11 protein-coding genes are annotated in these 12,168 nt (G+C 70.9%); 7 read left to right on the plus strand and 4 right to left on the minus strand.

The features are described from left to right. Positions 1-69 precede the first annotated feature (69 nt). The 3 genes from E0H26_RS22800 to E0H26_RS22810 all read left to right on the plus strand — a co-directional run bounded on the left by E0H26_RS22800 (position 70) and on the right by E0H26_RS22810 (position 1,465). Positions 70-468: an Imm7 family immunity protein gene (locus E0H26_RS22800; RefSeq protein WP_131307041.1), complete on the plus strand. Its 399-nt coding sequence runs from the start codon at positions 70-72 to the stop codon at positions 466-468. A gap of 50 nt (positions 469-518) precedes the next feature. Continuing rightward, positions 519-983 carry a hypothetical protein gene (locus E0H26_RS22805; protein WP_131307043.1) on the plus strand — a complete coding sequence of 155 codons (465 nt, stop codon included), beginning with the start codon at positions 519-521 and terminating at the stop codon, positions 981-983. A gap of 287 nt (positions 984-1,270) precedes the next feature. Next, positions 1,271-1,465, plus strand: coding sequence for a helix-hairpin-helix domain-containing protein (locus tag E0H26_RS22810; protein ID WP_131307045.1), 195 nt, complete (start codon positions 1,271-1,273; stop codon positions 1,463-1,465). A gap of 179 nt (positions 1,466-1,644) precedes the next feature. Here the strand turns inward: E0H26_RS22810 and E0H26_RS22820 are convergent, their stop codons facing one another. Then, positions 1,645-2,643 (minus strand): NAD(P)H-dependent flavin oxidoreductase, encoded by a 999-nt coding sequence (locus E0H26_RS22820; RefSeq protein ID WP_165521960.1) that lies wholly within the window; start codon positions 2,641-2,643, stop codon positions 1,645-1,647. Positions 2,644-2,793: 150 nt separating this feature from the next. Here E0H26_RS22820 and E0H26_RS22825 point away from each other — a divergent pair, with 150 nt between their 5' ends. Further along, a complete protein-coding gene (locus tag E0H26_RS22825) occupies positions 2,794-3,078 on the plus strand; it encodes a winged helix-turn-helix transcriptional regulator (protein WP_131307047.1) in 285 nt (94 codons plus the stop codon). Continuing rightward, positions 3,071-4,006 carry a PhzF family phenazine biosynthesis protein gene (locus tag E0H26_RS22830; protein ID WP_131307049.1) on the plus strand — a complete coding sequence of 312 codons (936 nt, stop codon included), beginning with the start codon at positions 3,071-3,073 and terminating at the stop codon, positions 4,004-4,006. Before E0H26_RS22825 ends, E0H26_RS22830 begins: the two co-directional genes overlap by 8 nt. Positions 4,007-4,042: 36 nt before the next feature. Here the strand turns inward: E0H26_RS22830 and E0H26_RS22835 are convergent, their stop codons facing one another. Further along, positions 4,043-4,459, minus strand: a complete 417-nt coding sequence (locus E0H26_RS22835; RefSeq protein ID WP_131307051.1) for a cold shock domain-containing protein — start codon at positions 4,457-4,459, stop codon at positions 4,043-4,045. A 323-nt stretch (positions 4,460-4,782) separates the two neighbouring features. Between E0H26_RS22835 and E0H26_RS22840 the strand changes: the two genes are divergently transcribed. After that, a complete protein-coding gene (locus E0H26_RS22840; protein ID WP_131307053.1) occupies positions 4,783-5,325 on the plus strand; it encodes a hypothetical protein in 543 nt (180 codons plus the stop codon). Positions 5,326-5,422: 97 nt separating this feature from the next. On the opposite strand, the gene E0H26_RS22845 is transcribed toward E0H26_RS22840, so the two are convergent. After that, positions 5,423-6,013, minus strand: a complete 591-nt coding sequence (locus E0H26_RS22845) for a GNAT family N-acetyltransferase (RefSeq protein ID WP_131307055.1) — start codon at positions 6,011-6,013, stop codon at positions 5,423-5,425. 56 nt (positions 6,014-6,069) lie between these two features. On the opposite strand from E0H26_RS22845, the gene E0H26_RS22850 reads away from it, so the two are divergent. Further along, a complete protein-coding gene (locus tag E0H26_RS22850) occupies positions 6,070-6,618 on the plus strand; it encodes a DUF4240 domain-containing protein (RefSeq protein WP_240742318.1) in 549 nt (182 codons plus the stop codon). Positions 6,619-6,682: 64 nt separating this feature from the next. Here the strand turns inward: E0H26_RS22850 and E0H26_RS22855 are convergent, their stop codons facing one another. Then, positions 6,683-12,145 (minus strand): ATP-binding protein, encoded by a 5,463-nt coding sequence (locus E0H26_RS22855; RefSeq protein WP_131307059.1) that lies wholly within the window; start codon positions 12,143-12,145, stop codon positions 6,683-6,685. Positions 12,146-12,168 lie beyond the last annotated feature (23 nt).

Here is a 12,168-nt window from a genome sequence, read left to right on the forward strand (position 1 = left end):
TAGTGACCAGGGGATTGCACGAATACGCTGTCCGGTACGGCATCGACACCAGACAGTCCCGGGGGTGGCATGTACGAGTTGCACGGTTGGTGCCGCCTCTCGCAGACCACCGAGGAGTCGGACACCGGCCAACTCGACGCCATCGTCGACGAGTTGACCGAACTGGTGGCCGGTCTGGAGTTCCCGACGAACGTGTTGGCGCAGGTGACGGTACTCAACGGGGAGTACTACCTGCTCCTGCACGGGGTGGCCAACCGACGTCGGGACGAGGCGGCGGGCATGAGCCAGGTGCTCCAGTTCGTCGTACGACGGCTGCCGGGTTCCTACGGCCTCCTGTACGAAAAGGACGAGGACATGCCCGACCCGCCCGGCCCGAACGCGTTCCGGGTGCACGTCATGGCGCGGGGCGAGATCAACGAACGCCTCGATCCGTTCCTGTCACCCATCCGTCCCGTGATCGAGGACTGATCCGGATACGCCTGACCGAGCCGGCTGATTCCGCGAGCGTAGGAGAAACCATGATCACCGACGCCATGCTCGTCCGTATCGGTGAGGCAGTGGAACTGCATCATCATCGCGGCCAACGGGAGGCTGCTCGCGAATTGTTCGCGCAGATCTGGGACGAGTTGGGCGGAGAGCAGGGCGATCCGTTGCACGTTTGCGTGCTCGCGCACTCGATGGCCGATGTGCAGGACGACGTACACCAGGAGTTGATCTGGGATCAGCGCGCGTTGGCAGCGGCCGACCTGCTCACCGATGCCGACGTTGCCGGGGCTGGGGTGGCGCTGCCGGTGGTCGGCTTGTACCCGTCGTTGCATCTCAATCTGGCGGAGTGCCACCGCAGGCTCGGCGATCTCGACCGTGCCCGCGAGCACCTCCATCGTGCGCAGGCGAAGATCGGCGCGCTGGGTGATGACGAGTACGGGCGGCTGATCAAGGGTGGGGTGGAGCGGCTGGCGCAGCAGTTGGCGGCGCCCGAATAGGGGCTTGTCAGTTCCACTGCGCTGCCTGGGGCCGGCTCCGCTTAAGAGCGGCCGGCAATTGGTGGTGGTGACGCAGCGGGAGGTCGAGCGGCCGGGCACATGCCCATGGGCCCGTCACTGACCCTAGGCAACCAATTGGCAGGCTCGCTGCCACGCCAAGGCATCCGAGATCTTGGTACGAGTGCGCCCCTCAAGGGGCAGATTCGTACCAAGATCTTCCCCGCCCTGGGTGGCGGGCTGGCTATCAGGACGTGTCGGCCTATTGCCGGTCGCTTTAAAGTCAAGCCGTGAATCCTGATCTCGACACCCTGCCCAAGATTGGTGCGCCCGCCACCCGCGCACTCGACAACTCCGGCTATTCGACACTGCGCGACCTTGCCGGGGTGCCACGGGCCGAGTTGGCGAAGCTGCACGGCATGGGACCGAAAGCGCTCGGGATCATCCAGGACGCGCTGGAGAAGCACAACCTGAGTCTGGGATAGCTAAATGACCTAGGTCTGGTGGTGCGTAGCGCCTGTCCATCGCTCGATGAGGGGGATCGTGTCGCCCAGGGAAGCCGCCGGGTCGAGGCGGCGGTGTGCCGCCCATCGGCGCCAGATTCGGCGATATGCGGGGTAGGAGTCGACTGGTACGCCGTCGACATCGAACAACACCGGGCGCGTCACGGGGCGTGCCGAAGTCTGTCGAGACAGGCGGCGGCCTGTGTGGCGATGTCACCGACGATGTGCCGTGCCGGGCGGACCTCCTTGACGAACTGCACGGACTGGCCGGCGTACATGGCCATCTCGGCCAGGGCGCCGGTCATCCCCGGCAGCGGCATGAGGTCCTCGTACCGGTGGTGGGCGATGCCGTTCGCGTCGACGGCGATGACATCGCCCTCGCCGGGGCGGTTCGGGCGCGGGGGAGAGCCGGCCTGTTCCCAGCGCCGCAGCGTGCCGTTTCGTAGCGCCCGGTGCGGTGCGTCCGGCCATCCTCCGTCGAAGCAGCCGGTGTGGACGGTGTCGTCGGGGCCGGCGGCGATCAGGTGCTGCCGGTACACCTCGTGGGTGAACGCCTCCACGGCGGCCAGGAACCGGGTGCCGAGCCAGGCGCCCTGTGCGCCGAGCGCCAGGGCCGCCGCGAGGCCACGGCCGTCGCCGATGCCGCCCGCGGCCATCACCGGCACCGGGTGCACCGTGTCCACGACGGCCGGTACCAGCGCCATGGTGGTGGTCCGGCCACGGACGTGACCGCCGGCCTCCCACCCTTGCGCCACGATCACGTCGACGCCGGCCGCAGCGGCGTCGGCGGCCTCCGGCACCGAGCCGACCGTGTGCAGGTGTACGGCTCCGGCCCCTCGGATGACCGCACCGACCGGCGCCGGATCTCCCCAGAAGGTCGAGATGATCGGTACCGCCTCGTGCAGGCACACGGCCAACAGGTCGTGCACCCGGAAGTCGAGGACCAGATTGGCTCCGAACGGCCGCGAGGTCAGTTCGCGGACCCGCTGGATGTTGCGGCGTGCCTGCTCCGGGTGCTGCCAGGTCAACGCCAGCATGCCGAGGCCACCGGCCTCGGAAACGGCAGCCACCAGTTCCGGGGTCGCGGCGGATCCCACCGGTGCCTGAACGATCGGGATCTCGATGCCCAGCCGGTCACATAACGGAGTACGCAACATCATCTCGATGCCCGCCACCTTCGCTTCGGAAATCGAATCGATGTCGGGGACGGTACTGTATCGGAAACCGAAGCAGCAAGAGGGGTAGGGCTGGCCATGTCGGTCCCCAGACCAGGACGTCCGGTACGAGGATCGAGTACCGGGCGGCCGCTCATGGCCGCGCTCGACCTGTTCGGGCGTCGCTGGAACCTGCGCATCGTCTGGGAGTTGCGGCACGGGCCGGTCGGTTTCCGCGCCCTGCAACAGCGCTGCGACAACATGTCGTCGAGCGTCCTGCGGCAGCGGTTGACCGAGCTGCTCGACGCCCGTCTCGTGCAGCAGCAGCCGGACACCGCCTATGCGCTGACCGAACTCGGCCACGGCGCCTACCGGGCCCTACGCCCGCTCGTCAGATGGTCCGACGAGTGGGCGTCCGACCTCGCTCCGGACGATGAGTAGGAGCGCCGGTCGGCCACACCGCGCTGGTGCCGCTGGCCTCGAAGCTCAGTGCCACCGCCCCCAGTACGCCGGCGAACAGGTCACGGTAGTCGAGTCCTGCACCCGCGACGGGCAGGGCGGCAGCCCTACGGCGGTCGTGTTCGACGACGGCACCCTCACCGAGGAGAGGGGGTGCGCTGTCGTGCGTACCGCCGGCACCTCACACGCCGCGGTCGTCAGCCGCGGCAGCCCCGGCGCCGTACCGACCGTCCGGTTCTTCACCGCTGACCGCGAGCTCAGGAACTGTGGCCATGGCACCATCGCCGCGCAGGCCGTCCTGTTGCAGCGCAGCGGCGACAGCCGCCACCAGGGTCAGCAGCGTACGGGTGACCGTACGTTCGCGACGACCGCCGTCCGGCACCGTCACGGTGTCGAGGTCTGGTTCGACCAGGGCGTCATCGACCTGCGTGACAGCGCCGCCGCCCGCGACGACGGCATCCTGGCGGCCCTCGGGCTGGACGTCGACGACATCGCCGACGGGGCGCGGATCGCCTCGCCGGGCACACCTCGGTTACTCGTCCCGGTCCGCGAACGCGGACTCCTGCTGTCGATCCGGCCCGCCCTCGACCAACTGGCGACCGAGTGCCGCCGGAACGGGTACCTCGGCTGCTTCGTCTACGCCCTGTCGCCGACGGGACGAACCGCGACCGGTCGCATGTTCGCCCCGGCCATCGGAGTCGACGAAGACATCGTGAACGCCAACAGCGCCGGCTGCCTGGCCGCGCACCTGCTGGAGACAGGTCGCCCCGGCCGGCTCGAAGTCCACCAGGGCGACGCGGTGGGCCGCCCCTCGACGGTCTTCGCGGCGGCGAGCCGCAGCGCGAACGGCCTGACGGCGAAGATCGGTGGGTTCGTCAACGTGCCAGCGGAACACCGTTGCGGGTGCTGACCGGATGGCCGCGCGGAGTGAGCGACGCCTGACCGGTCAGCCGTCGACCCAGCCGTGGGAGCGGCCGAACTCGGCGAAGCGTTCCCGAATCGCGATGATCTGGGCGCCGGTCAACGACGGCGAGCAGCGCAGCAGCATCTCCGTCACCGCCCCGGTGAACTCGGCCGGCGCCAGGACGTCGCACATCTCGTCGTCGCCCTCGACGCGGGCCCGGGACCGGCGTTCGTTACCGATCGCCGTCGCCTCCGACTCGACGATACGCACCGTCACGGCCTTCAGGCCGCGGTCGCTGTCCACGGCTTCGTACTCGACCGGCAGGCCGACCCGCACCAGCTGACGGTGCTCGCCGAAATCGTTGGCGTGGACGAAGACGTCCTCACCGCCGGCCGATGGTGCGATGAATCCGTAGCCCCGCACGTCGTCGAACCGGATGATCTTGCCCACTGAAACCACAACCAACCTCACCCATACTCAACCCACGCCTGTCGCGATGCCGGTGACAGCCGGCAACCTGACCGTCGCCGCGCCCAGCCTCGCACGCGGACCCCTGCGGCCGTGGCCCGGTGCTTCTCCACGCCACGGCCCTCGGTGCCCACGGAATTCCTCAGCGTAGTCGGGGGGTCTGCCTGGCGACAATACGACGGCGCGGGTGCCGCCCCTCGGCTCGGGGGAATCCGGTCGCGTGCCACTGCGCGGTGGCCGGTCCGGCGCGGTGGTGGCCGGCGTTGACCGTGCCCGTCATGTCGCCCGTGACAGTCCAAACTAGGCTGAACTCCATGTCACATCCGCGGCCCGAAACGCCGTCCGCCCGCAAACTCGTCTGGGCTTCCGAGGACGTTCTCGCCCAAGTCGGGGACCAGATCCAGCCGCCGGTGAGCCTGCCGAGACAAACCGCGCAGGTGGCGACGGTGGCGTTCCTCTTCATCTCGCTACCCGCCTTCGCCGTGCTCGCGGTGACGACCATCGTCGCGCCGTCGGTGACCAGCGGCGCCGGCATCGGTCGGGTTGCCTTCTGGGCGGCACAGTTGGGCCTTCTGTTCGCGATCGGTGCGGCGGTCGCCACGCTGTGGCGGCGGGGCGGCATGCCGAAGGCGGCCACCTCCAACCGGGTGGCCGTCCTGCGCATCGGGCGGAACCTGCTCTGCACCGCCGCCGGCGCGTGGCTGGTGCTGGCGCTGCAAGGGCTGGCGATCGGCCAGATCCTCACCTTGGTGGTCGTGCTCGTCGTCGTGCTGGACGTGTTGCCGGTGACCGTGGCCAGGCTGCTGGGTCGTCAGCGCCGACGCCGTGCGGACAGGGCGTCCGACCCGGTGGCGTGAGGGCGCGGGCACGGCACCACGGATGAGGGCGGCGGCCCGGGCCTGTCCGGCGTACGGGTTCGGCCGTTGTGGGTCGTCGTCGATCCCGCCGGGTCGGTCACTGCCGCATGATCCAGATCGGCAGTGGCTCGTCGACGGTGCGGACGACCTGCCATCCGGCGCGGCGGTAGAACTCGACATTGGCCGGGTTGCTGGTCTCCAGGATCGCGGGCAGCCCCTCGGCGGCGGCGCGGCGCAGCCCGGCGGTCATCACCGCCCGACCCAGTTGACGTCCCGCGCTGTCCGGGTGGGTGCCCAGCACACCGAGGTACCAGAACGGTGCGGCCGGCAGGGCGGCGTGCACCGCCCGGTCGTAGGCGCGGGTCCGGGCGAGCACGTCAGCCGGAAGCTGGGCGTCGAGATCCTCGGCCGGAGACTGGGCGTCGAGGTCCTCGGCCGACGACGAATCCCCGCCGGAGGGCGGCTCCCACATCGCGGTCGAGGCACCTGGCCCGATCGTCCAGATCGTGCCCAGCCCGACCCGCTTGTCGAACAGCTTGCCGAAGAACGCGGCGGCGAACCGGGGGTAGTCCTCCGGGGCCGGGAAGAGATAGCGCAACACCGGGTCCTGGGCGAAGGCGGCGACCAGGCCGCCGATCACCTGTGGACGATCCGCCGGGGTGGCGATGGTGACTTCGGTCGTCTGCACAGCGTCGTACTGTAGCCGTCCCGCCGATGTCGGTGGGGGCGGTTATCGTCCCGTCCGTGACTGACATCGATCTTGCCGTTTCCGCCTCGTCGCCGACCGCCGAGGAGGAGGCGCGTTTCTGGGCGTTGCTGGAGCAGGCGTGGGCACAGCTCGGCCCGGAGCCGGCGGCGGCCCGCCGTGCCCTGCTCGACCGGAACCCGGACAGCGACCCGGACGACGAGCTGTACGCGATCCACACCTGGCTCGCGCCCTTCCTCGACGTGCTGGGTGGCCTGGCCGCCGAGCTGCCGGCCCCGGAGCTGGTCGCCCTCGACCGGGTCGCCGAGCGGAAGCTGTACGACATCGACCGCGCCGACATCCACGAGTTCACCGACGGCTCCGACGACGGTTTCCTCTACGCCCGGGGGTTCATCGTCGCCGTCGGCCGGGAGTTCTACGAGGCGGTCCGGGCAGATCCGGCGATGGCGCTGCTCGATGCCAGCTGCGAGGAGTTCTGCTACTTCTTCGCCCACCTGCACGACAAGCGGTTCGGTGACTGGCCGAACACCGGCTCGGGCATCTCCCGCGAGTCGGTCAGCAACGCGGCCGGTTGGCCGGCGGAATAGCCGTCGCGGGATGGATGTGGGCCAGGGACCGGCGGTGGACCGGCCCCTGGCCCGGATGAGCGAACTACCGCAGCTGCGCCTCGATCGCCTCGATGACGCGCGGACGCAGCTCGGCGGCGCGGATGACCGCGTCGACGGAACCGACCTCGACCGCCCGGTGGATGTTGTGCACCCGGTCGAACTCGGCGGCCACCTCGCCGAGTTTCTCCGCCCGCACCGACGAGCGCAGTTCGTCGAGTTCCGCGGTCAACGTGGCGCGGTCGGCTCCGGCGGCAGCCGCCACCCGGGCCTCCAGGTCCCGTACCCGTGGGTCGGCGGCGGTGCGGGCGTCGACGTCGCGGGCGAACACCACGGCGGCGGCCGGTGCGCCGCCCAGCACCGAGGCGTACGAGCCCTCCAACGCCAACACCGTCATGTTGGGGTTCAGCGCCTTGGAGAAGACCACGAACGCGCCACCGTGGTATCGCGAGATCACGCAGAACACGATGGGTCCACGGAAGTTCACGATCGCGCGGCCGATCTCGGCGCCGTACTCCAGTTGCAGCTTGCGCATCGACTCCGGCGAGCCGTCGAAGCCGGAGAGGTTCGCCAGCACCACCAGCGGCCGGTTGCCGCTGGCCGCGTTGATCGCCCGCGCGGCCTTCTTCGACGACCGGGGGAACAACGTGCCCGCGGTGTAGGTGTCCGGGCCGTCGGTGGGCGGGAAGCCGTGGCGTGGCACCGCCCGCGACTCGATGCCGAGCAGGCACACCGGCATCCCACCGAGGTGTACGTCCTGCACCACCGCGGTCTCCGCGTCGGCCATGCCGGCCCACCGCTCCAACACCGGGTGGTCCTGGTCGGACAGCGCCCGCATCACCGTCCGGATGTCGAACGGCTTCTTGCGATCCGGGTTGGCCTCGGCGGAGAAGATCTCGCCGACGGTGGTGAAGTCGCTGCCGGCCACGGAGTGCGGGAAGTCGGAGACGTCCCGGTCGACCGGGTCGGTGGTGCTGGTGCGCCGGGGCGCCGACTCGCCCGGCGCGACGTACGCGTGGTCGTAGTGCGCCATCAGCACGTCGCGCGCGGCGGGCAGGTTCGGTGCCCAGTACTGCGCCTGCCCGTTCGGGCCCATCACCCGGTCGTAGCCGCCGATACCGAAGTTGTCCTCGGCGGACACCCCGCCGGAGAAGTCGAGTGACTGCTTGCCGGTGAGCACCATCGCCGAGTCCGGCGTCATCACCAGGACGCCCTTGGTGTGCATCAGCATGGTGGCCTCGGCGTTCCAGTACGGCTGGGCGCCGACGTTGATGCCGGCGACCACGATGTTGATCTCTCCGCCGTCCTGGGTGAACTCCACGATCCGCTTGAGCGCCGCCGCCACCCAGTCCATGTTCTCGGTGCCCGAGGTCATCGAGATCCGGGCGCCGGCGGACAGGGCGTACCACTCCAGCGGCACCCGCATCCGCTCGGCCAGATCCAGCGCGGCGATCACCCGGCGGCACTCCGGCTCCGACAGCGCGCCCAGCGCCTTCGTCGGGTCGCCGAGCAGGATGACCCGGGTGACACCCTCCGGGTGCCGGGAGGTCGGCGTGCTGACCACGCCGGCGACGATCGCCGCGCGGTTGCGGCCCTTCGGCCGGTCGACCGGCACGAGCGCGTGGCTGTCGTCGAGGTCGTACTCGACGAAGTCGCCGAGCAGCCGGGTCAACTCGTACGGGTAGACCGTGTTGCGGCTGCTGGCCCGCAGCACCTTCAGCCGGTAGTCGTCGAGCGGCTCGATCGGCTCGACCGGCGGCTCACCGATGGTCAACTCGGCGCCGCCGGTGGCGTCGAAGGAGATCCGTACGCCGATCTTGGTGAGCTGGCCGGTGGCGCGGTCCCGCTGCCGCGCGATGAACAGGATCTCCTCCAGCCCGGCGCCCGCCGTCGTCGGGCGGACCCGCCCGGCGATCATCTCCATCTCCGCGCGGGTCAGGTCGCTCGGCGGCCATACGTAGAGCACGATCCGGTTGGTGTTGAAGCGGGTCTTCGACGACTGCCGCGACCGGGCCCGACGGATCGAGTCGAGGCAGGCCGCCACCGCGTCCTCGGTGGTCGGCAACGCGACCAGCCGGCCGTCGTGGTCGCGCAGCTCGGTCAGGTCGCGGACCTGGGCGAACGCGACGAGCCGATCGTCGGACGGGTTCTCCTGCGCCACGCACTGGAAGAGGTAGACCTCCTCGTCCGCCGACGGCAGCCGGGTCAGGTCGAACTTGCGCAGCCGCTCCAACTGCATCCGCTGCGCGATGTACGGGTGCAGGCCACGGATCAACCGTTCCTCGGCCATCCCGGTGCCCGCCGGACGGAACGTGAAGTGGTGGTGCATGACCGCGCCGCCGCTGCCGGCGACGGTGGTGGTGAGCCGGCGTACCTGCGGCGGCAACGGTTGCGCGTTGACGACCGCGAGCAGCGCCGCTGCCATCGCGTCGAAGTCCTCCGGCTGGTTCTCCCAGGCGAGGTAGATGTCGGCGTTGACGGCCTCCTCGTCGGCGGCCAGTTCGGCGAGCCCGCGCAGCGCGCCGCCCAACGCGTCGAAGCTGACCGCGGCGGAGACCAGGGACGAGTCGGCGCGTTCGGCGACCACGAAGGTGCAGCCGGCCACCTCACGGGTGCTCACGCCGGTGAGCTGCTTGTTGCCGTAGTACCGGCGGGTCAGCACCTCCAGCATCACCGTGTTGTCGAGGTAGTCGCGCAGCAGTCGCTGGCCGAGCAGCCGGACCAGCGGCTCGGTGCTGCGTACCATCGCCGCGATCCGCTCCGCCCGGTCCGGGGCGTCCGGCTGTGCGTCCAGGTGACGCAGGTGGGTACGGACCTCGGCGTAGACCCGGGCCCGGTTGCGGCGCAGCAGTGGCTGGGCGAACCAGGCGAAGACCACCCCACGGGCGAGGTCGGCGACCACCGGGAAGCGGATCTGGGTGGCGGCGAGCAGCCGCTCCAGGGCGAGACCGATCGGCTCGCGCAGCGCCTCGTCCGGCGGCGGCTCCCGCAGCCACGCGCGCAGCAGCGCCGTGACGACGGTGGCGTCGGCGGAGGCCCGCTGCTGGGCGAGGAAGATCCGGAAGACGGCGGCTTCGAGTTCGGGGCAGCGCTCCAGCTCGGCGACGCCGTAGTGGCCGAGGGCCCGGCCCAGCTTGGCCTGGAACGTGGCCGGCAGGCCGGCCCGCTCGACGTCGAGGCTCTGCAGGTAGGTGTGGAAATACTCGCGGTCGCTGTGCACGTGGGCGCTGCCGCCGTCCTCGCCCGTCGGCCGGTTGCGGCTCAGCTCGGCGAGGTCGGCGAAGACGTTGAGCAGGTCCATCTCCTCGGCCAGCGGCCGACGGCCCTCCTCGGTGGCCACCTGCCGGGCGGCGAGGTAGTCGTCGAGCACCCGCCGGTCGTCGTGCGGGTCGACGTCGAAGCCGAGCAGCAGGCCGCGCAGGTCCTCCTGGCCGCGCCGGGTGCGTTCGGTGGTCGGGAGCTGCGGGGGCGCGGTGGGCAGGTCCAGTTCGACGGCCGAGGCGGCGGGATCGTCTGCGGTCTCGGCCTCGTCGTCGGCGATCGGGTCCAGCCGCAGCAGCGGGGTGCCCGCTTCCACCTGGCTACCCACCGAGACCGCGCATTCCTTCAGCCGCGCCCGGAACGGCGCCCGCAGCACCGTCTCCATCTTCATGGCCTCCAGCACCAGCACCGGAGCGCCCGCCTCGACCTCCGCGCCGACCTCCAGCGGCGTGGCGACGACCAGCGCGGGCATGGGGGCCCGCAGCACGCCACCCTCGTCGCGGCTGATCCGGTGCGTCACCCCGTCGACCTCGACCAGGTGGACCGGTCCGTGCGTCCCGGTGAGCAGGCGGTGCTGTGCGCCGTTGACGACGATCTGCCCGGTGTGCCGGTCGAAGCGGTCGAGTTCGACGTCGGCGGTGTGGACCTCGCCGCCGGCCTCGATACCGACCCGGAACCGGTGCGCGCCGGTACGCGCGACCCGCATCCGGTAGCCGACCCCCCGCAGCTTGAGGTCCAACGGTCGGCCGCCGACGTGCTGCACCTGCGGGCGTCCGCCGGCCGCCGTGGCCAGCAGCCGGTGCCGCTCGCCGCGTTCCTCTTCCTCGTACGCCTCGATGGCGGCGGCGGCCAGCGCGACGGCGGAGTGCCGGTGCGCGACGAGCCCGCCGGCAGCACGGATCCGGTCGATCCAGCCGGTGTCGGCGCTGGCGTCGATGACCTCGGGCTGGTCGAGCAGGTCGAGCACGAAGCTCTTGTTCGTCGCGCCGCCCTCGATGATCACCGTGGTCTCGGCCATCGCCCGGCGTAGCCGGCCGAGCGCCTCGTCGCGGTGGCGGCCATAGGCGATGATCTTCGCGATCATCGAGTCGAAGTCGGCCGGGATGGTGTCACCCTCGCTGATGCCGGTGTCCACCCGGATGCCCGGACCGGCGGGCAGGTCCAGCCGCGCGACCCGACCGGGGGAGGGGGCGAAGTCACGGTCGGGATCCTCGGCGTTCAGCCGGGCCTCGATGGCGTGCCCACGCTCGACCGGCGGTGCGCCCTCCAGCCGCTGCCCCGCGGCCACCGACAGTTGCGCCTTGACCAGGTCGAACCCGGTGGTGGACTCGGTGATCGGGTGCTCGACCTGGAGGCGGGTGTTGACCTCGAGGAACGCGAACAGCCGGTCGCCGGGGTGGTAGAGGAACTCGACGGTCGCCGCCCCCCGGTAGCCGACGGCGAGGGCCAGCCGCTCGGCCGACGACTTGAGTTCGGCGGCCTGCGCCGGGCTGAGCACCGGCGACGCGGACTCCTCGATGATCTTCTGGTTGCGGCGCTGCACCGAGCAGTCCCGTACCCCGAGTGCCCAGGCGGTGCCCTGACCGTCGGCGATCACCTGGACCTCGACGTGCCGGGCGCCGGTCACCAGCCGTTCCAGGAACACCACGCCGCTGCCGAACGCCCGCGCCGCCTCCTGGCTGGTGCGCTCGTACGCGTCGGCGAGCTCGGCCTCGCTGGTGATCACCCGGATGCCGCGCCCGCCGCCGCCCGCGGTCGCCTTCAGCATCAGCGGGTAGCCGATCTCGGCCGCCGCCGCCCGCGCGGCGTCCAGGTTCTCGACCGCGCCCCGGCTCCACGGCGCGACCGGGACGCCGACCTGCTCGGCGATCAGCTTCGCGCCGATCTTGTCGCCGAGCTGCCGCATCGCCTCCGGGCTCGGCCCGACGAAGGTGACGCCGATCTTCTCGCACAACTCCGCGAACGCCGGGTCCTCGGCGACGAAGCCCCAGCCGACCCATGCCGCGTCGGCGCCGGTCGCCACCAGGGCGCGCTCCAGGGTCGCCAGGTTGAGATACGGCCGGGCCGAGGCGGGACCGAGGTCGTAGGCGACGTCCGCCTCCCGCACGAAGGTGGCGGTGCGGTCGACGTCGGTATACAGCGCGACGGTTTCGATCCGCGTCCCGGTCTGCGCAGCCAGTTCTCGGGCCGCGTGGATGAGTCGCATGGCGGCTTCACCACGGTTGACGATGGCGATACGGCTGAACACCCGACCGACCCTTCCGGTAGACC

Source organism: Micromonospora zingiberis (genome assembly GCF_004331455.1).
GTDB classification, from domain to species: domain Bacteria; phylum Actinomycetota; class Actinomycetes; order Mycobacteriales; family Micromonosporaceae; genus Micromonospora; species Micromonospora zingiberis.